This window comes from Salinivibrio sp. YCSC6 (assembly GCF_004916735.1).
In the GTDB taxonomy this organism is placed as follows: Bacteria; Pseudomonadota; Gammaproteobacteria; order Enterobacterales; family Vibrionaceae; genus Salinivibrio; species Salinivibrio proteolyticus.
This window is the reverse complement of the sequence record NZ_CP039516.1, coordinates 1590627-1613342: the sequence shown is the minus strand read 5'-3', so window position 1 is coordinate 1613342 and position 22716 is coordinate 1590627. Positions and strand designations below refer to the sequence as shown.

The 22716-nt window shown below is 49.8% G+C and carries 25 protein-coding genes and 1 riboswitch; of the genes, 13 read left to right on the top strand and 12 right to left on the bottom strand.

The window, feature by feature from the left end:
• Positions 1-78: 78 nt before the first annotated feature.
• The gene (locus E8E00_RS07365) at positions 79-441 is read left to right on the top strand and encodes a DOPA 4,5-dioxygenase family protein (RefSeq protein ID WP_096628180.1); all 363 of its coding nucleotides are present in this window, start codon (positions 79-81) and stop codon (positions 439-441) included.
• Positions 438-764 carry a DUF4144 family protein gene (locus E8E00_RS07360; RefSeq protein ID WP_096628183.1) on the top strand — a complete coding sequence of 109 codons (327 nt, stop codon included), beginning with the start codon at positions 438-440 and terminating at the stop codon, positions 762-764. The genes E8E00_RS07365 and E8E00_RS07360 overlap by 4 nt, the downstream gene beginning before the upstream one ends.
• Here the strand turns inward: E8E00_RS07360 and E8E00_RS07355 are convergent.
• Positions 761-1540: a TerC family protein gene (locus tag E8E00_RS07355; protein WP_096628185.1), complete on the bottom strand. Its 780-nt coding sequence runs from the start codon at positions 1538-1540 to the stop codon at positions 761-763. The genes E8E00_RS07360 and E8E00_RS07355 overlap by 4 nt on opposite strands.
• Positions 1541-1766: 226 nt before the next feature.
• Between E8E00_RS07355 and E8E00_RS07350 the strand changes: the two genes are divergently transcribed.
• Genes E8E00_RS07350 through E8E00_RS07330 form a run of 5 tightly spaced genes read left to right on the top strand, consistent with a single transcriptional unit; the run spans position 1767 to position 4424 of the window.
• On the top strand, positions 1767-2315 hold the full coding sequence (locus tag E8E00_RS07350; protein ID WP_096631373.1) for a lipocalin family protein: 549 nt from the start codon (positions 1767-1769) through the stop codon (positions 2313-2315).
• 12 nt (positions 2316-2327) lie between these two features.
• Positions 2328-2621 (top strand): Fis family transcriptional regulator, encoded by a 294-nt coding sequence (locus E8E00_RS07345; RefSeq protein WP_096628188.1) that lies wholly within the window; start codon positions 2328-2330, stop codon positions 2619-2621.
• 27 nt (positions 2622-2648) lie between these two features.
• Positions 2649-3404 carry a DUF4336 domain-containing protein gene (locus E8E00_RS07340; protein ID WP_205907356.1) on the top strand — a complete coding sequence of 252 codons (756 nt, stop codon included), beginning with the start codon at positions 2649-2651 and terminating at the stop codon, positions 3402-3404.
• Between the two features lie 16 nt (positions 3405-3420).
• A complete protein-coding gene (locus tag E8E00_RS07335; RefSeq protein WP_069587571.1) occupies positions 3421-3849 on the top strand; it encodes a VOC family protein in 429 nt (142 codons plus the stop codon).
• Positions 3850-3854: 5 nt separating this feature from the next.
• On the top strand, positions 3855-4424 hold the full coding sequence (locus tag E8E00_RS07330) for an O-methyltransferase (RefSeq protein ID WP_096628191.1): 570 nt from the start codon (positions 3855-3857) through the stop codon (positions 4422-4424).
• A 62-nt stretch (positions 4425-4486) separates the two neighbouring features.
• Here the strand turns inward: E8E00_RS07330 and punC are convergent, their stop codons facing one another.
• A complete protein-coding gene (gene punC / locus E8E00_RS07325; RefSeq protein WP_096628194.1) occupies positions 4487-5692 on the bottom strand; it encodes a purine nucleoside transporter PunC in 1206 nt (401 codons plus the stop codon).
• A gap of 105 nt (positions 5693-5797) precedes the next feature.
• Between punC and punR the strand changes: the two genes are divergently transcribed.
• Positions 5798-6697 carry a DNA-binding transcriptional activator PunR gene (punR, locus tag E8E00_RS07320; RefSeq protein WP_096628197.1) on the top strand — a complete coding sequence of 300 codons (900 nt, stop codon included), beginning with the start codon at positions 5798-5800 and terminating at the stop codon, positions 6695-6697.
• Between the two features lies 1 nt (position 6698).
• On the opposite strand, the gene E8E00_RS07315 is transcribed toward punR, so the two are convergent.
• The 10 genes from E8E00_RS07315 to E8E00_RS07270 all read right to left on the bottom strand — a co-directional run bounded on the left by E8E00_RS07315 (position 6699) and on the right by E8E00_RS07270 (position 18160).
• Positions 6699-7325: a CDP-alcohol phosphatidyltransferase family protein gene (locus E8E00_RS07315; protein WP_096628200.1), complete on the bottom strand. Its 627-nt coding sequence runs from the start codon at positions 7323-7325 to the stop codon at positions 6699-6701.
• Complete coding sequence (locus E8E00_RS07310; protein WP_096628202.1) at positions 7318-7989, bottom strand: ATP-binding cassette domain-containing protein; 672 nt, start codon at positions 7987-7989, stop codon at positions 7318-7320. Before E8E00_RS07310 ends, E8E00_RS07315 begins: the two co-directional genes overlap by 8 nt.
• Positions 7949-9658 carry an ABC transporter permease gene (locus E8E00_RS07305; protein ID WP_240531880.1) on the bottom strand — a complete coding sequence of 570 codons (1710 nt, stop codon included), beginning with the start codon at positions 9656-9658 and terminating at the stop codon, positions 7949-7951. The genes E8E00_RS07310 and E8E00_RS07305 overlap by 41 nt, the downstream gene beginning before the upstream one ends.
• A gap of 13 nt (positions 9659-9671) precedes the next feature.
• Positions 9672-10826 carry an ABC transporter substrate-binding protein gene (locus tag E8E00_RS07300; protein ID WP_096628205.1) on the bottom strand — a complete coding sequence of 385 codons (1155 nt, stop codon included), beginning with the start codon at positions 10824-10826 and terminating at the stop codon, positions 9672-9674.
• 12 nt (positions 10827-10838) lie between these two features.
• On the bottom strand, positions 10839-12974 hold the full coding sequence (lpdA, locus tag E8E00_RS07295; protein ID WP_096628208.1) for a dihydrolipoyl dehydrogenase: 2136 nt from the start codon (positions 12972-12974) through the stop codon (positions 10839-10841).
• A 284-nt stretch (positions 12975-13258) separates the two neighbouring features.
• The gene (locus E8E00_RS07290; protein ID WP_096628211.1) at positions 13259-13852 is read right to left on the bottom strand and encodes a TfoX/Sxy family DNA transformation protein; all 594 of its coding nucleotides are present in this window, start codon (positions 13850-13852) and stop codon (positions 13259-13261) included.
• Between the two features lie 107 nt (positions 13853-13959).
• Positions 13960-14062: riboswitch (cyclic di-GMP riboswitch) on the bottom strand.
• 180 nt (positions 14063-14242) lie between these two features.
• Complete coding sequence (gene purR, locus E8E00_RS07285; protein ID WP_096628213.1) at positions 14243-15247, bottom strand: HTH-type transcriptional repressor PurR; 1005 nt, start codon at positions 15245-15247, stop codon at positions 14243-14245.
• 260 nt (positions 15248-15507) lie between these two features.
• A complete protein-coding gene (locus E8E00_RS07280; protein ID WP_096628215.1) occupies positions 15508-16284 on the bottom strand; it encodes a heme ABC transporter ATP-binding protein in 777 nt (258 codons plus the stop codon).
• Positions 16281-17318, bottom strand: a complete 1038-nt coding sequence (locus E8E00_RS07275) for an iron ABC transporter permease (RefSeq protein ID WP_096628218.1) — start codon at positions 17316-17318, stop codon at positions 16281-16283. Before E8E00_RS07275 ends, E8E00_RS07280 begins: the two co-directional genes overlap by 4 nt.
• On the bottom strand, positions 17318-18160 hold the full coding sequence (locus tag E8E00_RS07270; protein ID WP_096628220.1) for a hemin ABC transporter substrate-binding protein: 843 nt from the start codon (positions 18158-18160) through the stop codon (positions 17318-17320). The genes E8E00_RS07275 and E8E00_RS07270 overlap by 1 nt, the downstream gene beginning before the upstream one ends.
• A 204-nt stretch (positions 18161-18364) precedes the next feature.
• On the opposite strand from E8E00_RS07270, the gene E8E00_RS07265 reads away from it, so the two are divergent.
• The 5 genes from E8E00_RS07265 to E8E00_RS07245 all read left to right on the top strand — a co-directional run bounded on the left by E8E00_RS07265 (position 18365) and on the right by E8E00_RS07245 (position 22713).
• Positions 18365-20422 carry a TonB-dependent hemoglobin/transferrin/lactoferrin family receptor gene (locus E8E00_RS07265; protein ID WP_096628222.1) on the top strand — a complete coding sequence of 686 codons (2058 nt, stop codon included), beginning with the start codon at positions 18365-18367 and terminating at the stop codon, positions 20420-20422.
• A gap of 70 nt (positions 20423-20492) precedes the next feature.
• Positions 20493-21026, top strand: a complete 534-nt coding sequence (gene hutX, locus E8E00_RS07260) for a heme utilization cystosolic carrier protein HutX (protein ID WP_096628225.1) — start codon at positions 20493-20495, stop codon at positions 21024-21026.
• A 2-nt stretch (positions 21027-21028) separates the two neighbouring features.
• A complete protein-coding gene (gene hutZ / locus E8E00_RS07255) occupies positions 21029-21598 on the top strand; it encodes a heme utilization protein HutZ (RefSeq protein ID WP_096628228.1) in 570 nt (189 codons plus the stop codon).
• A gap of 135 nt (positions 21599-21733) precedes the next feature.
• On the top strand, positions 21734-22207 hold the full coding sequence (locus tag E8E00_RS07250) for a DUF2947 domain-containing protein (RefSeq protein WP_077479347.1): 474 nt from the start codon (positions 21734-21736) through the stop codon (positions 22205-22207).
• A 62-nt stretch (positions 22208-22269) separates the two neighbouring features.
• The gene (locus tag E8E00_RS07245; RefSeq protein ID WP_077458162.1) at positions 22270-22713 is read left to right on the top strand and encodes a hypothetical protein; all 444 of its coding nucleotides are present in this window, start codon (positions 22270-22272) and stop codon (positions 22711-22713) included.
• Positions 22714-22716 lie beyond the last annotated feature (3 nt).

Sequence of the window (22716 nt, the reverse complement as noted above, 5' to 3'; positions counted from 1 at the left end):
CACCCTTGGTCACTATTTCTTTGCCTTGGTTTCACGTAAACTATTCTCAATTCCATCTTGTTGAATCGAATGATGCTTATGTCTTCTTTACACGCTTTTCCCAATGTTCATCAGGCTTACCACGCCCATGTTTACTATGAGGCCGACACCGAAGCGCAGGCGGATATTATCTATCAAGCAGCCGCTGCATCGTCACTGCCGATCGATCTTGGCCGCTTTCATCGCAAATGTGTCGGCCCACACCCAAAGTGGAGCTTTCAGATCGCTTTTGACAACGTTGCCTTCGATGAGGTGATGGCATGGCTTGAGGCGCATCGGGGCGATTTAACCGTGTTTTTGCATGGCGTGACGGGCGATGACTATATAGATCACACTGACCATGTCGGTTGGATGGGCTCGTCTGTTGAACTCAATCTGGCCATGTTTAAGCCCAAGCGATGAATACGTTTCTTAACTATCCGGCACTCCTGATTTGGCATGGCGATGACGAACTCTCGTTTGCCTCCGATCCGGCGTCGCTTAAGGCGTTGAGCGAAAACGTGATCACAGAAGATGATCGGCTGGTGGATAGCCAAGGCGTATGCTGGCTGAGCCAAGATGGGGGGCAGCACTGGCAGCCAAGCGGGCAAGTCATGCCACTTGAGCAGCTCGTGGCGCGTGTCCAAGCGCATTATGCGCAGCTGGGTCAATGCTGTGTGGGAAAAATCCAGTTTAAAGATAGGGCCGCCGCCATCAAAAGTGTGGCGATGGCCCCTGAGAATTAACGGCTGTCAGCAATCCGACGTGACACTTTTAACGAGAAGTGCGGACGAATACGCTTGATGTTCAAGCGCTGCTTGTTACGCAATCGAATGTGGCAGAGCTCAAGTATCAAACCAAATGCCATCGCAACGTATACGTAGCCTTTGTTGATATGAATACCAGCACCTTCGGCCATCAGCAGCAAGCCCAATAGCACCAAGAACAGCAAGGCCAAGGTTTTAAACCCAGGATAACGGCTGACCAGATTATTCACGGGTTCGGCCGCGATCATCATAATGATGGCGGCGGTAATAATGGCGGCGACCATCACGGGTACATCTTGGGTGAGACCGACCGCAGTGATCACTGAGTCCATTGAGAACACCGCATCTACCGCAACGATTTGCAGCAAAATTACTGCCATGCCGGTGCGAACTTGTGTCGAATGACTCACGGGCTCGCCATGACCCAACCATGCCCACAGCTCTTTGGCACTTTTTAGCAGCAAAAAGCCACCACCAAACAGCATGATAAGGTCTTTACCGGTAACCGGTTCCGTACCAATCGTAAACAGTGGCGCAGTCAATGACATGACCCATGCAATGGAGAGCAGCAAGCCAATCCGGCTCATCACGGCGAGACCAATACCCAAGGTACGCGCGAAGCGGCGTTTCTCTTTGGGGAGACGCTCACACAATACGGAAATAAAGACTAAGTTATCAACACCCAATACCACTTCAAGGGTCAGAAGGGTAAAAAAGACCACCCAGGTTTGGGGTTCCATAAAGAGTGTTAACATACGATTACCTCCTCGTTAAAGGAAGCGGGGGAGGGCATAAAACGACATCGGTCGCTGTCCATGGATTGTGATTACCTCTGTGACTAAAGAGCGCTTATATAAGCATCGGTTTGTTGCCTTGGCAAGCAGAAAAACAGCGAGTTGACCAAAAATTGACAAAGTATGTAAACGATCAAACCTGTTGCGGAGTAAGACTTATCATGTTGGATTTAAAGAGGGAATAATGATGAAAAGAGGCTGGATGATTGGGTTGTTGTCCTTAATGTTGACCGGGTGTTTAGGCATGCCAAAACAAGTCACGCCAGTAACAAACTTTGAGCTTAGCCGCTATTTAGGCACTTGGTATGAAGTGGCGCGACTGGATCACTCGTTTGAACGAGGATTGTCGGATGTGACCGCGACCTATTCGTTGCGTGAAGACGGTGGCGTGAAAGTGATTAATCGTGGCTACAGCCGTGAAGAGGTAAAATGGCAAGAAGCGGAAGGCAAGGCGTACTTCGTTGAAAATGATAAAACGGGGTACCTGAAAGTTTCATTCTTTGGGCCTTTCTATGGGTCGTATGTGGTGTTTGAGCTGGATGATGATTACCAATATGCCTTTATCTCGGGGCCTGACCACGATTACCTATGGCTGCTATCGCGCACGCCAACCGTCTCGGAGTCGGTAAAGGAACAGTTTATTGCAGCGGCGAAACAGCGAGGTTTTGCCACTGAAGGGCTGATATTTGTCGATCACACCCGCACGGCTCCCAAACATAAGAGCAATGAGCAGTAAAAGAGAAGTACCATGCGAAAAACAGACAAGAAGTATGACAAAGCGATTCGAGAGACACTGACAGAGGTTTGTGAGCTCACGATGGAAAATATCGAGGGGTTCGAGTGGCTGACGCATGAGGTGAATTATCAGCGTTTTCCACAAAGCTTAATCGTGCGGTTGATGTTTAAAGACCAGCAGACGCTAGCCAGCTTTAAACGGAGTGATGACTACCAAGCCGTTCTGAATGATATACAAACTCGCCTCACTGCTGCAGGGGTCACACTGAAAAACATCAATCAACATATTGAGTTAGATACACTGTAAGGCTGTGACTACTCGCACACTTACCTTATGGCTGACAAGCTACAGTGTAAAGTCGGCCATGAGGAGGATGCTGTGTATCAACTCGATACGTCAATTTGGATCGCTGATGGTGAAGCGGTCCCTTTCTTTACCTTACCCTATACCACGCGCATGGTGGTGGTGAGGCTTGCCGATCACTCCCTATGGATTCACAGCCCGATAAAGCTTACCGATGCATTACGCACTGAGCTAGCGTCGTTAGGGCGAGTGCGTTATTTAATCGCTCCTAACCAATTGCATCACCTCTTTTTATCCGAATGGGTTGAGGCGTTTCCTGACGCACAACTAATGGGTACTCAACAAGTGGCGAAAAAACGAGATGATCTTTGTTTTGACCACTGTTTTGAGGACGTGTCGGAGCCAGCTTGGCACGATGAGATTGCGCAATGTTTGATTACCGGCTCGCCAGTGATGACAGAATGCGTGTTTTTCCATCGACAAAGTCAAACGCTGATTGTCACTGATTTGATTGAAAATTTTCGCCCTGAGGCTTTTTCACCTTTTAAACGCAAAATGGCCGAGTGGGCAGGCGTGACAGCACCCAATGGTAAAACACCACTCGATTGGCGACTAAGCTTTTGGTTTCACAAAGACGAATTAGCAACACATATTCGTACCTTGATTAATTGGGCACCGCAGCGTCTTGTCATGGCACATGGCGAAATTGTAGAAGCGGCTGTCCCTCATTTATTGCGCGCATTTTCATGGCTAGGTGAAAAGCGGCTCAATGCCCCCACTCATTAAGCGAAGGAGCAGCGGTATGGAAGCACGAATAAGCATTATCACGTTGGGTGTCGCTGACTTATCACGGTCGTATGAATTTTATCGCCAGTTGGGCTTTCCCACGCACAATCACCCTGAAGAAGGCATCGTGTTTTTTAGTACCGCAGGTACGCGATTAGCGTTATATCCCGCTGACGCGTTAGCCGATGATATTAAACCCGGACTCACCGTTAACGAGACTGGGTTTGGTGGTATCACATTGGCGCATAACACGCGATCTAAAGAAGAGGTCGACGAGGTACTGGCGCTGGCAGAGCGTTGTGGTGGTCGGATTGTTAAACCTGCACAAGACGTTTTTTGGGGAGGCTACAGCGGCTACTTTGCCGATCCGGATGACTATCTTTGGGAAGTGGCTTATGGCGATTGTTGGCAATTTGATGATAACGGCAGCCTGGTCTTGGATTAATAACCATGAACGCCTTACTGGAACAGCTGCAAATGCAGGGGACAGAGAATGATGCCCTGCAACAGGATAAAAGTAAAAAATGGCTGAATATCACACCTAGAACCGGAAAATTCTTGGCGCTGTTAGTGGATGAAATTCAGCCTACCCGTATTTTAGAAGTCGGTACATCAATGGGCTATTCAACGTTATGGCTCGCGCGCGCAGGCGGCAATAGCGTGCAGGTGGTAACGATTGAGCGCGATGAAGCAAAACACCAACAAGCGCAGCAGCACTTTAGGCAAGCCGGCATGGATAACCGGATAGATGCGAAATTGGGCGACGCGAGTGACTGGATGACTCGCCTTGAGGGACAGTTTGAACTCATTTTTCTTGATGCCGACCGAAGTCAGTACCTGTCCCTAGCGCCACGCTTGTTCCAACTCCTCAAGCCTCAGGGTGTGCTGGTAGTCGATAATGCATTATCCCACGCTGATGATGTTGCTCCTTTTAAGCGATGGCTTGAGCAACAGCCTGAACTCGATGTGGGTGTACTTCCCATTGGGAAAGGTGAGCTTGTTGCCTATTTGCGTGATTGAAAGTTGGCAGGATAAAAAAGGCGTCCCGAAAGACGCCTTTTTAGTCTCTAAACTCAGTGGTATTACGCGGCTGCTAGCGTTTGAGCTTGGCGGTTTGCATGCCAGACCAAGCCAAAGCCAATAATGACCACCGCGCAGGTTGACAGCATGACGGTGGTGACGGCGATCAAGCCGGCGGCTGCAAACGCAGATACCACAGCGCTCGCTACGAAGCAGACCATCATTTGCAAGAAGTTCAATAGCCCCGCAGCGGTCGCACTACAGGATTTGAAATTTTCCAAGGCGCGATTGACGACCAGTGGATAGATGGCACCGTTCGCTGCCGCGAGGAAACAGAACGGACCTAAAATTACCCAGATGTTGGTGACATCGGTTCGCCAGCTGATCAAAAAGATAACCACGACACTGATAACAAACAGCTTAAGCAGCCAAGGCAAGATACTGTGATCTTTGAGTTTGTTGAGGGCATGACGACAGGCGTAGCCACCGACGACAAAAGCAATGGTTTGTGGAATATAGCTCAGACCAATATCCGCTTCGGTATAACCCATGGCTGACATCACGAACGGTGATCCCGTCAGGTAGGCAAAAAATGCCGCGGAACAACCTGCGAAAATAAGCATGTTACCGATGAATTTTTTTGATTTAAAAACTTGCTGATAGTCAATTACAAGTTTATCAATAATTTTAGTATCTTTTGTGGGTTTGGAAAGGCTTTCCTTTTCTCGTAAGGTAAACGCAACAAAACCAACCCCTAACGCGAATAAAACCACAAAAATACTGCGCCAATCATATAGGGTGAGCAGGTGTGAGCCGATAAGTGGCGCTAATGCTGGCGATAAAGCGACGAGCGGCATGATGGTCGCGAACACCTTTTGGCCCAGCTTGCCTTCATAGCGGTCAATAACCACGGCTTGCCAAATTACCGCAGCGCTACATGCTCCTAAGGCTTGAACTAGACGTGCGCCAAGTAATAAATAAATGTTATTAGCAAAAATACACACCACAGTCGCGACTAAATAAAGGCTCAGGCCAATCAGTAGCGCGGGCTTGCGGCCGATGCGATCAGATAGCGGACCATAAACCAGCTGTCCACAGGCCATCCCTAGCAAAAAGATACTTAAGGTGAGGCCAATATTGGCGGGAGAGGTCGCCAAATCGAGTCGCATCGCCTCAAAGGCAGGTAAATACATATCAGTGGCTAAAAAGCCCAGCATACTGAGCCCTGCTAGCCACAGTAGCGTCATAAACGGCACTTGCTTGTTCATTTTTTGTCTCTTGATAGAAAAATCGACATAGAGATAGTTTATGGCTGACAAAGCTGGCTGTGAAACGCTATGATTTGAACATTGCTTTCAAAAAATTTGATTTGAATGTTTTCTTACCAAGATTTTCATGTGATCGATGTGGTTGCGCGGCGAGGAAGTTTCTCTGCGGCGGCCGATGAATTGCACAAGGTGCCGAGTGCGGTGAGCTACACGGTACGACAGATTGAAGACAAACTGGCCGTTACTCTGTTTGAGCGACTCCATCGCCAAGTGCGGTTGACGCCGGCGGGTGAATACTTTGTCTCTCAATCACGTGAGATGATTAAGAATATGGAAACCATTCGCCAGCAAACACAACGTGTTGCCAACGGTTGGACACAAAGTGTCTCGTTAGCACTGGATAACGTCGTGCGCGAAGATAGCGTCAATACGTTGGTGCGGGATTTTTACGATGCGTTTCCTGATGTCGAGTTGTTGCTAACCATGGAAGTGTTTAACGGCGTATGGGATGCGTTGGCTGATGATCGAGCCGATATTGCGATTGGTGCCACGGCTGCTGTCCCAGTGAGCGGCGCGTTTCGCTATCGGGAAATGGGCACCCTGCGCTGGCGGTTTGTGGTGAGCCCGTCGCATCCACTCGTCCAGTGTGTTCAGCCACTGGCTAATGAGCAGCTTGCGCCGTATCCGGCTATTTGTTTGGAAGACACTTCGCGCCGCTTGCCGCGTCGTACGACATGGCTACTGGATAATCAGCGCCGTCTTACCGTCCCTAATTGGCACAGTGCCATGCAATGTTTTAAGGCCGGGCTGGGCATTGGTGTGATGCCGTCACACATGGCAGAAGACGCGATTGCGCGAGGGGAGTTGGTGGAGCTTGCCCTTGAAGAGCCTTTATTAAGCAGTCCGTGCTGTATTGCATGGCGCTCGGATAAAGAATCACCACCGGTGCGTTGGCTGCTCGATTACTTAGGCGATAAAGAGCAGCTGCAACACCAGTGGTTATAGACTAGGAGGACGGCGTATCGAGTGTGCGCAAGGTATGATAGCCCGCCCAAACTCGTGAGGCGGCGGTGATTAAACAGGCTGTGCCAAAAACGCCGGCAATCCACGCCATGTATGTTGGGAAAAGGCACATCAACACAAAACTGGCGATGGTCTCCGTCCCTTCGGTGATCCCGCCGATATAATACATCGACTTGTTGGCGTAAACCGGGTTATCAATCTGGTGTTTGCTGGCCATGATCGCAAACGCTAAAAAGCTTGCGCCTGTCCCCATAAAGCAAAACAGCAAAAAACTGGCAGCAATGGCGTTGCTGGACGGATCGGCCAGGGCAAAACCAAAAGGGATGGCCGCGTAGAAGATAAAATCGAGGGTAATATCTAAAAACCCCCCAGCGTCCGTGAGTCCTTGCTCGCGGGCGAGCGCACCATCGAGGCCATCGAAAAGTCGATTAATGATAATAAACACAAGTGCTAGCCAATACATTTGCAGCGCGAGAGCGGGCACCGCTAGCAAGCCAATCAAAAAGCCTGAGAGCGTGACGGTATCGGGTTTTACCCTCCATTTTGTAAGCTGCACCGCTGCTTGCTTCAATGGCCAGCGGATCACCGCGATGGCGTAACGATCAAGCATTCTGTATCTCCTCTTGCACTGCTGAGTCAGCTGGGCGTTTAGGCCAATTTAAACAGAGGCTCGGGTCCGCAATATCCTCAGCATCATGCGTCACAATCAACGCAGGGATGTTTCGCTGCGCGATTTGTTCAAAAACAAAGGTCCGAAAATCCCGCCGCAGCTGCTTATCCAGCTTACTAAAGGGTTCATCAAGCAAGATAGCATCGGGGGCGGCGAGTAATGCACGCAACACACTGATCCGCGCGCGCTGGCCGCCCGAAAGCTGGCTGGGGGCATAATCGGCAAACTCTGCTAATTTAACATTGCTTAATGTTGCGATGGCCTGATCGCGTTTTTGCGCTTTGCGCATCGAGGAGGGCAAGGCAAACGCTAAGTTTTGCCATACATTTAAATGCGGGAAGAGTAAGTCATCTTGAAACAAAATCCCGATACGGCGCTGCTCAGGCGGTAAGTGATCAAAAGGCTCACCATTTAACTTCAGTTGACCGCTGTAATGCATGGGCGGTTGGATATGCCCGGCCAATACGCTCAGCAGGCTCGATTTTCCGCAGCCACTGGGTCCCATCACAGTAAGTATTTCTCCTGGGGCGACCGAAAATGACAAATCACGCACCAAGCATTGATCAGGCGCGTTTATGGTGAGTTGGTTGACACACAGTGTCATGGTGTTGAGCTCCTGAGAAAGTTGGTGTTGATGTCGGTAAAAGACGGCGTTCAGCCACGCGGCTCAGCACAGTGGCCAAGGCGAAAACAACAAGGGGAAGCATCGCTTGCATCAGTCCATACAGGCCACTGATACGACGATCGAGACCGCTTGATAAGCTGACTGCCTCGGTAGTGAGAGTATTAATGCGTCCCGCGCCCAGCAATTGTGTGGGCAGATATTGCGCCAAACTGACACTCGCGCCAACCGCCCATGCCAAGATAATGGCGGGCAAAAGGAGCGGCAGTTTAACCCGCCACCATGCAAGGGTGGCACTCACACCGAGGCTTCTGGCGGTCTGCATAAGCCGCATATCAAACTGCTGCCACGGCCCATCGAGTGCGAGATACACATAAGGAAACGCGAAAAAAATGTGAGCCCAAAGGGTTGCCGGCACGTGCCATTGGCCGGGGAGGCTATACACCGCCACCTGAATGCCAAACAAGATAGAGAGTTGAGGAACCAATAACGGAATGGCGATGACGGCTCTTGGCACCGAGCGTCGCTGATTGACCGAACGCTCCAGACACCCGATGGCAAACAGCAAGGCGACACTGGCGCTGATCACCGCTAGAACGATGCTGTTCCCCACCAATGACCACACATAGCTAAGCTCTTGCTCCCAGAACCGTAAGCTATATCGACTCGGGAGCCAATCGGGAAATGACCAGCGCAGCGCGAATGACCACATCAGCAACACAGGTATAATCGCAAGGGGAGTGATAAACACCGGCCACCAGAGTGATTTGCCGGGTAACCATGCGTGGCGGCGCCCCGTGTATTGCCAGCGATTGAGACATTGGCAACCAAGCCATGCCAAAAAGCGAAATAGCAATAAGGCCAAGCCACACAGAGCAAATAACAGCAGGGCACCGGCTGACGCTCTGGGCAATAGTGCTAAATCCGGGTCATTAAACCACTGCCATACCAATACCGCATAGGTAGGCGGCGTATTCGGCCCGAGGATCATCGCTACATCAACTACTGACAGGCTGTAGGCGATGACGGCAAAAATCGGGAAACGCATTTTGGCCAGCCAAAGCGGAAGAATGACTTTTAGCCAAGTTGCGGTGCGGTTATACCCGAGGCTGGTTGATACCATCGTCAGCCGAGAGACATCAATTTGACGCAGCACCGACAGACTCATCAACAATAAAAAGGGGGTTTCTTTTAGCGTCAGCGCCAATGTGAGCCCAATAACATAAGGGTCTTGTACCAGCGCCCAAGTCACGGGGTTATCACCGAGAAGGGGACTTAGTAGGCGAAACAGCCAACCCGAGGGGGAAAGCAGTAAAACCAGACCAATGGCAAAGGCGACGTGTGGTAACGCAAGTAACGCAGGCAAGCGCGCACTGATCTTCTGCCAAATGGGCGTTTGCCAAGTGGCCTGTAAAATCATAAAGCTAAGTGCCACCGCGAGCAGGCTACTGCCTAATCCCGAGATGAGCGTTAGCTGAATAGATTGTGATAGCCCCGGCCATGCCATGACAGCTTGCCAGCCGCTAAAGTTAGCCTCCGTCAGCCCTAGTGTGGGTAAGAATGCAAAGGCGGTCGCGAATAAGCCGCCCACCCCTGGCAACAAGGGTAGGCAGCACACCGTTAGGGTGATGGCAAACAGCAAACGTGCCATATTAGCCTCTTTACTATTGGCCGTAGCGTTTCAGCCACGCATTCTCAAGCGCGGTTTGCCAGCTTGGATGTGGCTCGGGCTGGGTATTAAAGCGACTGACCTCGGCGGTGTCGGATAACTTAACCACGGGTGGATCGCCCCATACTTGGGTGTCGGCTTTACGCAGTTGTGCCTTTTCACTCATCAAGAAATTGATAGCGACCATAGCGCCGGCTTTAGCGTTGGCGTTGTATGGAATCGCCATAAAGTGAATGTTAGATAGCGCGCCTTGGTCAAAGGCAAACGCACGCGCTGACGGGGCGAGTTTTCCAGAGGCTACCGCTGCTTTTGCCGCATTGGGGTTAAACGCAATCGCCACGAGAAGCTCACCATCGTCCAACAGTTGGATAGTTTCGGCACTGCCTGACGGGAACTGAGCGCCTTCGCGCCATGCCACTTGATGTAGTTGGTCTAGATAGCGCCACAGTGGGGCGGTCACGGCGTCAAAGTCTACCTCATCAACCGGCAGGTAAAGTGCCTCGCGCACATCGGTAAGTTCCAGCAGAGCGGCTTTCAAAAAACTGGTGCCATGAAACTCGGGTGGTTTGGGGTAACTGATACGGCCAGGGAATGCTTTAGCCAAACTTAACAGTTCGGCGAAAGAGCGAGGTGGGTTGGCCAAGGTTTTCTGATCATGGATAAACACCAGCTGTCCCACCCCCCAAGGTGCTTCGAGGCCGTCTGTTGGCTCAGTGAAGTCTTCTTCAACCGGTAAACTTTTATCGACAATCTGCCAATTGGGGAGCGTGCTGACAAAAGGGCCGTACAGCAAATCATTTTCCTTCATTGATTTGAAGTTTTCGCCGTTAATCCAAACCATATCGACACTGCCGCCGCTATCCTTACCGGCGGTCTTTTCGGCAAGCAGGCGATTGACGGTTTCAGCGATATCCGTCACTTTGACATGTTTCAGTGTGACACCATAATCGCGTTGTAACTCGCGACTCGCCCAGCGCAGGTAAGCATTGATCTCTTGATTACCGCCCCATGCGTTAAAGTAAACAGTCTGGCCTTTGGCTTGTTGTTCAATACTTTCCCAACGGTCGTTTTCCGTGCTCGCAGAGGCAGTAAAACTGGCGGTACTTACAATTGCCAATGTTAACGCCGCTATCCAGTGTTTCATTGTCATCTTCCTTTTCAATTAGTGACGCATCCAACGATGATATTTTTCGACCCAGTTAAGCAGCTTCTCGGGCGCATGGGCTTGTTTCCACATCCCAGCGGTATACTTCACCGCTTCACTCATAGTGGGATACGGATGGACGGTGCCCAAAATTTTATTTAGTCCTAACCCGTGCCGCATGGCGAGAGTAAACTCTGCGAGCAAGTCGCCCGCATGCTCGCCAACAATAGTCACCCCCAGAATGGTATCTTTTCCTTTTGGTGTCAGCACCTTAATAAAACCGTGGTCATTGCCGTCAGCAATCGCGCGATCCAAATCATCAATGCCGTAGTAGGTTACTTCCACCTCTTGCTGATTGGCTTTGGCTTCCTTTTCATTGATACCCACGCGCGCGACTTCTGGCGATGTATAGGTCGCGGCAGGCATTACTGAATAATCAGCACGAAAGCGTTTAAATTGCCCGAATAGTGCATTCACCGCGGCATACCATGCTTGATGAGCACTGGCGTGGGTGAGCTGAAAGGGACCCGCTACATCACCTACCGCATAGATATTTGGATAGGCGGTTTGCAGGTACTCGTTGACTTGAATCGTGCCACGCTCGGTCACTGGAATATCGAGCTTTTCGAGACCAAAGCCTTTGGTGTTGGCACTGCGCCCTAACGCGACCAGCACCGCATCAAATGAGACAGACTTCTCACCGTCAGGGCCATCGAGTAAGGCGATTTGCTCATTATCACTGTGCTCAAATGCTTTGACTTTGTGCTGTGTTAAAACCGTGACGCCGTCACGCTCTAACGCCTGCTCAACCAACTGGGCGGCATCTTGATCTTCGCGGCTGAGAAGTTGGTCGGCCATTTCCGCGAGCGTGACTTGGCTGCCTAAACACGCAAAACTTTGTGCCAATTCTGCGCCAATGGGCCCCCCGCCCAAAACCAACAACCGCGGCGGCAGGTCATTCAGAGACCAAATCGTATCTGAGGTGTAATGCGTGACCTGAGCCAAACCGGGAATCGGGGGCAACATAGGGCGTGCGCCGGTCGCAATCACGATGTTGCGGGTAGTGAGGCGTTCGCCATTCACCTCGACTTCCCATGGCGAAACGATTTGCGCATCGCCTTGCACACACTCCACGCCGAGTTTGGTGTAACGCTCGACCGAATCGTGAGGCTCAATTTGGGTAATGACTTGCTTAACCCGCGCCATGACCGCCGGAAAATCAACCGCTGGCGCTTGGGTATGAATGCCAAAGGCCTTAGCCTGGCCAATTTCTCGCATGGTTTTCGCCGCACGGATCAGCGCTTTTGAGGGAACACATCCGGTGTTTAGGCAGTCTCCTCCCATCGAACCTTTTTCGACCAGCGTAACCTTCGCTTTCACTACCGCCGCGATATAACTTGATACCAAGCCGCCTGCACCGGCACCAATCACTACCATATTGCGGTCAAACTGATGGGGCTTGTTCCAACCTTGATAGCGTTTACGACGTGTGATCCAAGCCATGACCCACTTTGCCAGCAGTGGGAAGATACCCAGTAAGGCGAGTGAGCCAAGCACCGAGGATGACACCACGTCGCCGAGTGCGTCGATTTGGGCCAGTTGGGTCCCTGCATTCACGTAGACTGCGGTACCCGGCAACATACCGAGCTGACTGACCCAATAGAAGGTGCGGGTTTTGAACGGGGTTAGCCCCATCACGAGGTTAATCAGAAAAAACGGGAAAATCGGGATCAGGCGTAGGGTTAACAGATACAAGCTACCGTCTTTCTCTATACCGCGATTAATGGTATCGAGCTTATTGCCAAATTTGGCTTGGACCCAGTCGCGCAACATAAAGCGACTCACCAAGAAGGCGAGGGTGGCGCCAATCGAGCTAGCAAAGGAGACCAACACCAATGCCCACCAAAAGCCAAAGAGTGCCGCGCCCAATAAACTCGCTACTGCCGCACCCGGTAAGGACAGGGCGGTCATCACTACATAGCCGACAAAAAACACCAGGCTTGCGGTGGTCGCGTTTTCGATAATGTAATCATTCAATGCCACTTGTTGTGCTTTGGCGTTTTCAAGCGTGAGCCACTGGCTGAGATCTAAACTGAACCAAAGTGTTACAAGCGCCACCACCACTAAACCAAGCAATATCTTTTTTACTGGCATACTGTGTCTCGTCCGATAGTAAATGGGTCCCAGTTATTACTTTAGGTACTGTAGCTGAATTAACTGGCTGATTTGTCGGTTACATTGAGGAACTGTGTCCTTAATCGTACCTTTAACCAGACCCGACCGATCGCAAGAAACTTTCGTATTTTGTCAGAAATCAGTTTGAATGATGGATTATTGAGCGTTTAGCTCGTTCAGAAAAAGCGACACCGCCTTAAAGGCGGTGTTGGACGCGAACATTGCTCACAAAAAAGGTAGAGAGGTATGGGGGGTGTGAGGAATTAATTTTCTAAATGTTGTAATAATTCTTGGCGACGTTGGGGTGGAACCACAGACCAATGCTTGCCAGTAATTGCACCTTCTAGTGACCACAGTAATTCCAAGCTTAGCTCTTTTTCATGCGCAGAAAGGAGCGCTTTATAGGCATTGACGGCACCTTGTTGCTGTAAGCTTTCAGGCGTCTCAATACCTGCTTTTTTCAGCATGCGCTCGGTCGCGAGCCGTAAATTAGGTAAGTCTTTTAGACGAGACGGTGTGGCTTGTTTTTTCAAATCACGATCACGGGTCGCGACATCCAGCGCCTCTTTAGCTTCTGTGAGCAGCTTATCTTGGTCATCCCACCAGTATTCAGGGATCGCAAAATATTTCGTCACGACAGGAAAGCCGCGCTTTTTATACACGTAGGGTGCCAAGCCTTGTTTTTTTAATAGTGCTTCGTTTTCTTTTCCAGCACGTAAATGGAGAGTGTTGTTAACGACAAGCGCGAACATGGTGTCTTCACAAAAGATACCAAATCCACCGAACATTGAACGGGACTTTATGCTGCCAAATTTGGCAAATAACTTCATTGCGTTCTTTAAAGCTGGTTTATCCATTTGATTAAAATCTCGATGAATTACTAATGCCTAAAAAAGACGTCATAATGTAACAAGGCAAGATCGCAGAATTGTCAACGAGCCATCAAATTTGTCAGCTTTGATATGTTGGCAACCCCGCTACCGTTGATATTTTGACATCATGTCAAATTACCGTTAGGCCGGAGGCTTTGCGTCCCATGCTTTCGCCATGGTTTGCCTTGTTCAAACGCTATTAAGCATATAATAATTAGACACCGATGTCGTCCTCTCCCATCACACAAAATGTGATCTTGGTTCAGGGTGGGTGTAATTGATGAACTAGAGTAAAAGCACTACCGGAAGAGTCGTCGCGTAAAAAAGCACCGCCAAGACATTGACGGTGCTCTTCATAAAAGTTTCATTAAAACATTAAGATAGTGTTTTAACTGACTGTCGACTCACTAGTGCAGGTTGCATTTCGAACACTTGCTGCTGAGTCTCGTTGTTGGCAATTCGCGCGAGCAAGAGTTTGACCGCCGTTTTGCCTAGACGGCGTTTGGGCTGGTGAATCGTTGTCAATGGTGGCGAGAAATACTCGGTGAGGTCAATATTATCGTAACCAATCACCGATATATCTTCTGGCACTTTCAAGCCGTACTCGTTAAACGTACTAATCGCCGCTAATGCCATAATGTCATTAAAACAAAAGACAGCGGTCGGGCGGTCTGACATTGTCGCTAATTGCTTCGCGGCAATTTGTGCTTGATCGGCTTCGAAATCCGCCTCAATCAGCCAGTTTTCATTCACTGTAATGTTGGCTTCTTTTAACGCACGGAAATAACCGTTTAAGCGATGCTTACAGGTATTTTTATCCATTTGGCCCGAAATACAGCCAATTTTAGTATGCCCATTATCAATAAAGTGTTTGGTGGCAAGGTAACCGCCTAATTCAGCGTTATCTTCTATGCGGTCTGTATCGATATGGTGACTGCCCCAATCCATCACGACCATAGGCAGATCGCGTTTTTTTTCTAATAACAGCATCAAATCTTCGTTGAGATCAGAGCACACCACAATGAGTCCATCGACGCGCTTTTCTGACAACATACGCAGGTAGTCGCGTTGCTTTTCAAGGTTTCCCTCGGTATTGCAGAGAATCAGTGTGTAGCCTTGCTTGTAGCAATAGTCTTCCACACCGTGAACAAGCTCGGCGAAAAAGGGGTTGGTGGATTTAGTCACCAGCATACCCAGTGTACGTGTTGTGTTGCATTTCAAGCTTCGCGCCACAGCACTTGGGGCGTAGTTTAACTCTTCAACCGCTTGCCATACTTTCTCAGTCGTCTTCTCTGCGACAAAGCGGGTTTTGTTTATCACGTGTGACACCGTCGTGGTCGATACACCGGCGAGACGCGCGACATCTTTAATCGTTGCCATCTTGATTCTTCTTTGTAGTAATGCGTAGGGATCGTTACTCGCGACCTTACAGAAAAACGCCGCTGTTCGTCAGCGGCGATGTCTTTCACAATCCCGGCACATCAGACGGTTGCGAAGGTAACGAATCCGATTTCATCCATTCTCATAGCTAATCGGTTGCGCTCTCAGTTTACTTAGGTTGGCGCACACTCGCAATTGGTCTGATCAGCGAAAATGGACCAACAGACGGTTTTGTGAGCCAGCTATGATGTATTTATCAATTAAGACACGATCAGTGGGCAGTCATGCTCCGGATGAGTCAGAACGGTCAGCGGGTATTGGTAGATGTCTGCCACTCTATCACTACTAAAACACTGCCACGGGTTGCCGGATAGGACGATTCGACCCGCTTTTAAAAAATGCAGTTGGTCGGCGTATTGCGCCGCCAAATTCAGGTCGTGCAACACCAATAGCACTGTCATTCCTTGGTCTGCGAGTGCTCGACAGCGCTTGAGGGTGTAATGCTGATGGGTAATATCTAAGGCCGAAGTGGGTTCATCCAGCATCAGTATCGCTTGGTCCGGTGCGGTTTGTGCTAGCTGTAATGACACGCGTGCCATGTGTACGCGTTGTTTTTCACCGCCAGATAAAATCGGATACGGTCGATGAGCAAGATGGCTAATATCCCATGCCGTTAGCTGCTCGTTAGCAAGGGCCGCGATCTGTTCTCGGTTTGCCTGTAGTGGTGTTGCTCCCATCTCGACCACTTCTTGCGCGGAGAATGCAAACGTGAGCCCGCTATGTTGGGGAAGGAAGGCCACTCGTCGGGCAAATTCTTCGCCTTGCCACTGGCTTTTTGGCTGTTGCCAAAACTGCACACTGCCATGCTGATGTTTGTCGCTAATCAATTGCTTTAACAGTGTACTTTTCCCCGCACCATTGGGCCCGAGTAAAACGTGTAACTGGCCAGCAGTAAAGGCGAGATCAATCTCGCTTAGCAGTTGACGGCCGTTAAGCGCATAGCTGAGCTTGGAGATTTGAAGGGCAGAATCTGTCATTCGTGAACCACTGCTTTTCGTTGTTGAATAAGAAGCCATAGAAAGAAAGGAGCCCCCATTAGGGCGGTAATAATGCCAACAGGCAATTCGGCGGGGGCGACAATGACACGGGCAACAATATCGGCCAAGGTCAGTAACAGGGCACCAAGAATGGCTGATAAGGGCACCAGTGTGCGATGATCCGGGCCGGCAATTAAACGTCCAATGTGTGGGATCACTAGACCCACAAAGCCGATAAGACCGGCAGCACTTACCGCAATGCCCATTCCCGCCGCGGTCACAACAATGAGTAGGCGTTTTAAATGGTGTACATCAATGCCCAAATACGCCGCTTCGTTTTCACCAAGCAAAAGGGCATTTAAGTGGCGTGCGCGCTGGTAGGCAAATACCGTGAGTAAGCATGCAGCGATGCCAGTGAGAACAATTTGTCCCCAAGTCGCACCGGTCAGTGACCCCATCGACCAAAGGGCGATGTCTCGTAACGTTTGATTATCCGCCACATAGTTAATTAAGCCTAATGCAGCGCCGGACAAAGCACTGATCGCAATGCCCGCTAGCAACATGATGGTCACCGAACTGCCCATGGACGTTGTGCCAATTCTGTATACAAATAGGGTTGCCAGTAGTGCACCGATAAACGCAAAGGCAGGCACCGAAAACACAAAGCTGGCCTCGATACTGCCCCAAGAGAGCAATAGCAAGCCCAGTGCGCCTCCTAATGATGCGCCGCCGGAGACACCGATAATACCCGGGTCAGCGAGAGGGTTGCGGAAAAGCCCCTGCATCAACGTGCCGCAAACGGCGAGCAATGCACCGATAAAAATACACAGCAAGGTTCGAGGTAATCGAACTTGTTGAACGATGGCGAGTACATGCGGCTCAACATTGTCATGCCAAGGGGTTAAGCTCTGTAAACTGGTCAGCCAGCCAAGTTGCCATTGTCCCACCGCGATAGACGTTATCCCTACGACGACAAGTGCGATGATGAGCGCTGGAAAAACATGCGACTGTGAGGATCGAAAAGACGCTTGCATTAGTCGTTCTCTCCAACGACGGTGCGCTGAATACGAATGGCTTCATCCAGTGATTTCAGGCTAAGCCCTCCCACTAACACACTGCCGTCAATTGGAATAATACGCTGCTGTTGGAATGCGCGCGTGGCATTGAGTAAAGGCACGGCATCAGCGAGTCCTTCAACACCGCCTAGCTGATCGAGAGAACGTTGCATGACCAAGATAAAGTCCGGATCAAAGCCCAGTAACGCTTCTGACGACAGTGGTTTATAGCTACTGAGCGCCGTGGCGGCAGGGTTAGTCGCACCCATCAGCGACAACAAGGTATCCGGTGAGGTATTGGCCCCCGCGACACTGGCAGGACGTCCTTGGTGAACCAGAAGAAACACGCCTTTGAGCGTGGTTTTGGGGGCATGCGCTTTTAATGTCGCAATCTTGGTGTCTATGTCGGTCAGTAACTCTGCGGCTTTGGACTCTGTGTGGGTGAGACTCGCGACTTTTTTAATCCGTGTTTTGAGTGTCTCGACGCTGGGTTCACTAGACAGTCGAGCCACGGTTACCCCTGACGCTTCGATTTTCTCCAAAACCGGGGTAGGGCCCATTTCATCTGAGCCTACGACTAGAGTCGGTGATAAAGACAGCACACCTTCGACGGCGAGCTGGCGATGATAGCCGACATTCGGCACTTCTTTATTCGGTAGATGGCTGGTGACATCAATGCCAACTATCTGTTCTGTTGCACCTAATTCAACCAGTAAGTCTGTTACACCGGCCCCCGCGCTGACAATGCGTGGTGATGCTGTGACAGAGAGTGAGAGTAGTGCTGAGGCGAGGGCAAGCAGTCTAACCGCGGCAGTTGCCATGATGAATTCCTTTATTTATTAAACCAGTCAATGTGAGTGCAATGCTCGACGTCAGTCCATTACACACTGTTAGCGAACGGAAATGTAATTATGAGTTACAAACCTAATTACGAGCAATTATCGTTTACATTGCCGTTAATGATCAATACAATCCTGCCAAATTGTTCATGATTCTCATTTTTGATTGGCTCAATAGGAAGACCCATGCTGTTAAAAACGGACGTCTCGGAAGTATTGACTCCTTCTACGATCAAGCTTGCTATCGGTGCTGCCCTTGGCACATTGGCATTTATTCCTTCAGCGTTGGCGGAGACGCAAAACACGGCGGATTCGTCATCAGACGTTATCGCGGTGTATGCAAGCCGCATTGACGCACAAAAAGCGAACGGTGCCGCTGCGGTCAGCACGGTATCACTCGAAGAAATTGAAAAACGGCAGGGGACCAGCGTAGCGGATCTAATTAGCCATTTACCCAATGTGTCTATTGCCGGTGGTGGGCGTGATGAATCACAAGCGATTGTGATTCGTGGGCTCAGTAGTGATAACGGGCGCGTGATTCAACTGATCGATGGTGTACGCCAGAATTTCTCTCTGGGACATCGCTCAAGCCTGTTTATCGATCCAGAGTTACTCAAGACTGTTGATGTTGTTCGTGGCCCTGCGAGTACCGTGTGGGGATCGGGGGCGATTGGTGGCGTGGTGGCGCAAAGCACCAAGTCTGCCTATGACTTTTTAGATGCTGACCAAGACATTGGTGGCTACCTAAAGCAGGGTTTCCACAGTAACGACAATGCGTCGCGTACGAGTGGCGCTGTATTTGGGCGTACGGATACGATTGATTGGCTAGTGCAGAGCTATTATCACGACGCTGATGACAATCAACTGGGCAATGGAAAAGCTTTATCCTACTCCGCGAGTCGTGAGAAAGGAGGACTTGCTAAGGTCACCTATACCCCGTCTCTCGTGCACCAGTGGACTTTCTCGGCGCGCCAAGGCGACCGTGATGCCATGTCACCGTCGAATCCCTCGGTTCAAGACCCGTCAAGTAACTATCCATTGGTGTATCGCCAAACTCAAGACCAAAGCCTTGCTGTAGCCTATCAATACACACCAATGAATGATTGGATTGACCTCTCATCTCGAGTGTATTGGAACGATACGCAAATGAAAGAATATCGTTTAGTAACCGATGAGCATGATGACAACCAAATGCAAACCTTAGGATTGTCACTCACCAATCGTGCTCATTTCAACGATATTGAATTTATCGCAGGATTTGATGGTTATCTCGATCACTACCAAACTCAGCGTGACGATAAAAGTGCGCCGGGAGAGCGTCCTGAGGGACAAGATGCGAAAGCGAGAAGCATTGGCGTGTTTGGCCAGCTAGAGATTCCGCTTGCAGAATCTTGGCAATGGACTGCCGGTCTGCGATTCGACGATTACAAAAATGAAGACACGCGAGCAACATCAACCATTGAGGATGCCAGTGACAGCCAATGGTCACCATCGACTGCACTGACGTGGAATGTGACCGAACGGTTGGCGTTGACAGCAAGCTATCAGGAAGCTTTTCGCGCGCCAAGTTTAGAGGAAATGTATGCCAGTGGAACCCATTTTGTGGTGCCGAGGGGACCTTCAAAACTGATTAACCGTTTTGTCCCTAATCCAAACCTTAAGCCTGAACAGAGTGCAAACAAAGAATTAGCGCTGACCTATCAGTTTGCTCCGATGGCTTATCTGGATAGTGGCTATATCGATGCGCGTGTTTTCCGCAATGATGTCGAAGATTTCATCGAAATGAACGTCGATTTTATGGGAGCGACAACCACCCGCCAGAATGTAAGCAATGCCAAATTGGAGGGGGTAGAGCTGAGCTTCCATCATGAATATGGACAGTTTAAAAACGATTTGAGCTATAGCCAAATGGAAGGCAAGGATAAAGCAGATGGTCGTTACTTAGAGCAAATTCCCGCACATAAACTGGTCGCGGAAACGGATTATCGTTTAGCGACGTTACCGGTGAACTTGGGTGCGCGAGTGTCTCATTATGCAGATCAAAACGAGAACCCCGATCAGAAGACCTATGACGGTTATACATTGTGGGACCTGTATGCAAGCTATAGCCCTAAAGGTGCTTGGGATGGTGTGAAGTTTGATCTCGCGATCGAAAACCTCACCGATGAGTATTACACCACGGCGTGGTCTCAAGTCGCCTCACCGGGTCGTGATATTAAACTCAACGTTCGCTATCAATTTTAATCAATCACTAAACATGGGCAGGGTTGTCCCTGCCCAACAGAAAACGATAACAATAGGCTGGGAGTAAACCATGACAACTACATTGACCGAGCAAGTCAATGCCTTTCTCACCGAGAACGCCTCCATGCTGCCCGCCGATATGGCGAATACGCTGGGTGTCAGTGAGGGTGAGGTGGTACGCGCGATGCCATCCGAATATCAAACTTGGGTGGATGGGCAACACGCCGAAACGGTGTTAAGTCAGGTAGCCGAGTGGGGCGGTCCGGTGACCGCGATCGTGCATTCTGGCGGCTCGATATTTGAAGTGAAGGCCCCTTTTCCTAAAGGTAAGATCGCTTATGGCTACTACAACTTGATGGGAAAGCCGGGCGAAATGCATGGCCACCTAAAACTAGAGCGCATGGCGGGTATTGCATTTGTTAGTAAGCCTTTTCGCGGCAAAGTCACCCATTACATCGGCTTTTTCACCGAACAAGGTGACTCAATTTTTAAAATTTACTTGGGGCGTGACGAAAAGCGTCAGCTTCTTGAACATCAGATTGAAGCCTTCAATCAACTAAAAACGCAGTTGGCAACCTCTCAATTGACAGAATCGGAGCAATAATCATGGATCAAGCTACTAAACAAGAACGTCTACAAAATCGTCTTGGCCCTGAAATTAAAGAATTTCGTGCAAACTGCCGCACCTTGCAGCTTGCAACACTCGACGCGCAAGGCAAACCCAATGTCAGTTATGCCCCTTTTGCTCAGCGTGAAGATGGCTTTTATATCTTGATCAGTGAAATTGCTCGCCATGCACGTAACTTGCAAGAAAACCCCAACCTGTCTTTGATGATGATCGAAGATGAGGGCAGTGCGAAGCAGATTTTTGCCCGTCAACGACTCAGCTTTGACGCTCAAGCCGAGATGGTGGCCCGCAATACTGAGGCGTGGCATGCTGGTATTGAGGCATTGAAAGCACGCTTTGGTGACATTATTGGTAACTTAAGTGGGTTGGAAGACTTCCGTTTATTCCGCTTGGTGCCAGAAAATGGCTTGTACGTAAAAGGGTTTGGTCAAGCGTTCCAAGTAGGCAATGATGATTTGGTGGAAATGGTTCACCTTGATCAAGGCCACCGCAAAGTGGGTAGCGACGAAGACATTAAATCGACCGACGAGATTGCGGTAAACAGTTAATATTAACCACGGCCATTTAGTCATTCACGGCAATGCCTCGCGCATTGCCGTTTTTGTATGCGCGCGCCTCAGTAACAACCGATCTGTGGATATGGTAAAGTGGCGTCTTACGCCAATGTGATAACGAACAACACCATGAACTATATCCCTTTATCCGACTATAAGCGCAAGTGGATCTTCACCCATCAATCATTACCGATTGCGGAGAGCGATCTCGCCGAAATTAAACCCATGACGGAGGCCCGTGCTGGACAGCTATGGCAAGAATTTGTCAGCAAAGACAGTCCTACGCCCGATCATTTTGGCAAACAAGATTGGCCAACTCACCAAAGCGTATGGAAAAACCGCTTGGTATGGCAGAGCGCATGGGATAATGATGAGGATCTTCCTGATGAGTTCTTGGCGCATTTCCCCTGGGAGGACAACATTGTGATCTATTTTTGTTACGACAAACACAATGTCGTGGAGTCTCGCTGGGGAATCTTTAAAAAATATTGGAAGAACTTTCTATTCTATGATGATAAACCCATCTTGCTTGGCCGCCGCCGTAAAGAGGTGGCCATGTTTGAGCAATCGGGTGAGGTGGTTATCGGAACGCGCCAGTCTTAGTCGGCATTTAAATTGCATTGTTTTAGGTCATCAGTGAAGTCAGGGGCAATCAGGGACAGGTCATGATTAAAAAGGTGGTTATTTTAAGTGTATCGCTGGCCGTAACCGGCTGCGCGGTACCACAGTTTTCTGACTTATGGCGTAATTACAGCACCATTGGCCTTAATGAAGAATTGCGTGGTGCGCAACAAGCGCTGGTCCATTGTCGATACGACAACACATTAGATATTGCTCAGCGGTATACTGTGGTCGGCACAGACAGAGAGAAAGCGCGTGCATTTGAGCTAATGGGGGTGACCTATGATGAACAGGAAAACACGCATGAGTTCAATCACACCCTGCAGCGCTTTTTGTTCTCTGAGCCCGGCAAGGCCATGAACGAATCGCAAGTGCTGATGCAATGGCGGCAAGCGAGACTGCAAATTGAACATGAGCGGGAGTTGGCCTTGGGCCAAACACACTGTTTACAATCGACCGATCCCCCGAAAACGGGACCGCTCAAATAACAA

What these genes read in the sequence shown, in the direction of transcription:
- E8E00_RS07365 (WP_096628180.1), top strand. Translation starts at nt 79, where the DNA reads ATGTCTTCTTTACACGCTTTTCCCAATGTTCATCAGGCTTACCACGCC.
- E8E00_RS07360 (WP_096628183.1), top strand. Translation starts at nt 438, where the DNA reads ATGAATACGTTTCTTAACTATCCGGCACTCCTGATTTGGCATGGCGAT.
- E8E00_RS07355 (WP_096628185.1), bottom strand. Translation starts at nt 1,540, where the DNA reads ATGTTAACACTCTTTATGGAACCCCAAACCTGGGTGGTCTTTTTTACC.
- E8E00_RS07350 (WP_096631373.1), top strand. Translation starts at nt 1,767, where the DNA reads ATGAAAAGAGGCTGGATGATTGGGTTGTTGTCCTTAATGTTGACCGGG.
- E8E00_RS07345 (WP_096628188.1), top strand. Translation starts at nt 2,328, where the DNA reads ATGCGAAAAACAGACAAGAAGTATGACAAAGCGATTCGAGAGACACTG.
- E8E00_RS07340 (WP_205907356.1), top strand. Translation starts at nt 2,649, where the DNA reads ATGGCTGACAAGCTACAGTGTAAAGTCGGCCATGAGGAGGATGCTGTG.
- E8E00_RS07335 (WP_069587571.1), top strand. Translation starts at nt 3,421, where the DNA reads ATGGAAGCACGAATAAGCATTATCACGTTGGGTGTCGCTGACTTATCA.
- E8E00_RS07330 (WP_096628191.1), top strand. Translation starts at nt 3,855, where the DNA reads ATGAACGCCTTACTGGAACAGCTGCAAATGCAGGGGACAGAGAATGAT.
- punC (WP_096628194.1), bottom strand. Translation starts at nt 5,692, where the DNA reads ATGAACAAGCAAGTGCCGTTTATGACGCTACTGTGGCTAGCAGGGCTC.
- punR (WP_096628197.1), top strand. Translation starts at nt 5,798, where the DNA reads ATGTTTTCTTACCAAGATTTTCATGTGATCGATGTGGTTGCGCGGCGA.
- E8E00_RS07315 (WP_096628200.1), bottom strand. Translation starts at nt 7,325, where the DNA reads ATGCTTGATCGTTACGCCATCGCGGTGATCCGCTGGCCATTGAAGCAA.
- E8E00_RS07310 (WP_096628202.1), bottom strand. Translation starts at nt 7,989, where the DNA reads ATGACACTGTGTGTCAACCAACTCACCATAAACGCGCCTGATCAATGC.
- E8E00_RS07305 (WP_240531880.1), bottom strand. Translation starts at nt 9,658, where the DNA reads ATGGCACGTTTGCTGTTTGCCATCACCCTAACGGTGTGCTGCCTACCC.
- E8E00_RS07300 (WP_096628205.1), bottom strand. Translation starts at nt 10,826, where the DNA reads ATGACAATGAAACACTGGATAGCGGCGTTAACATTGGCAATTGTAAGT.
- lpdA (WP_096628208.1), bottom strand. Translation starts at nt 12,974, where the DNA reads ATGCCAGTAAAAAAGATATTGCTTGGTTTAGTGGTGGTGGCGCTTGTA.
- E8E00_RS07290 (WP_096628211.1), bottom strand. Translation starts at nt 13,852, where the DNA reads ATGGATAAACCAGCTTTAAAGAACGCAATGAAGTTATTTGCCAAATTT.
- purR (WP_096628213.1), bottom strand. Translation starts at nt 15,247, where the DNA reads ATGGCAACGATTAAAGATGTCGCGCGTCTCGCCGGTGTATCGACCACG.
- E8E00_RS07280 (WP_096628215.1), bottom strand. Translation starts at nt 16,284, where the DNA reads ATGACAGATTCTGCCCTTCAAATCTCCAAGCTCAGCTATGCGCTTAAC.
- E8E00_RS07275 (WP_096628218.1), bottom strand. Translation starts at nt 17,318, where the DNA reads ATGCAAGCGTCTTTTCGATCCTCACAGTCGCATGTTTTTCCAGCGCTC.
- E8E00_RS07270 (WP_096628220.1), bottom strand. Translation starts at nt 18,160, where the DNA reads ATGGCAACTGCCGCGGTTAGACTGCTTGCCCTCGCCTCAGCACTACTC.
- E8E00_RS07265 (WP_096628222.1), top strand. Translation starts at nt 18,365, where the DNA reads ATGCTGTTAAAAACGGACGTCTCGGAAGTATTGACTCCTTCTACGATC.
- hutX (WP_096628225.1), top strand. Translation starts at nt 20,493, where the DNA reads ATGACAACTACATTGACCGAGCAAGTCAATGCCTTTCTCACCGAGAAC.
- hutZ (WP_096628228.1), top strand. Translation starts at nt 21,029, where the DNA reads ATGGATCAAGCTACTAAACAAGAACGTCTACAAAATCGTCTTGGCCCT.
- E8E00_RS07250 (WP_077479347.1), top strand. Translation starts at nt 21,734, where the DNA reads ATGAACTATATCCCTTTATCCGACTATAAGCGCAAGTGGATCTTCACC.
- E8E00_RS07245 (WP_077458162.1), top strand. Translation starts at nt 22,270, where the DNA reads ATGATTAAAAAGGTGGTTATTTTAAGTGTATCGCTGGCCGTAACCGGC.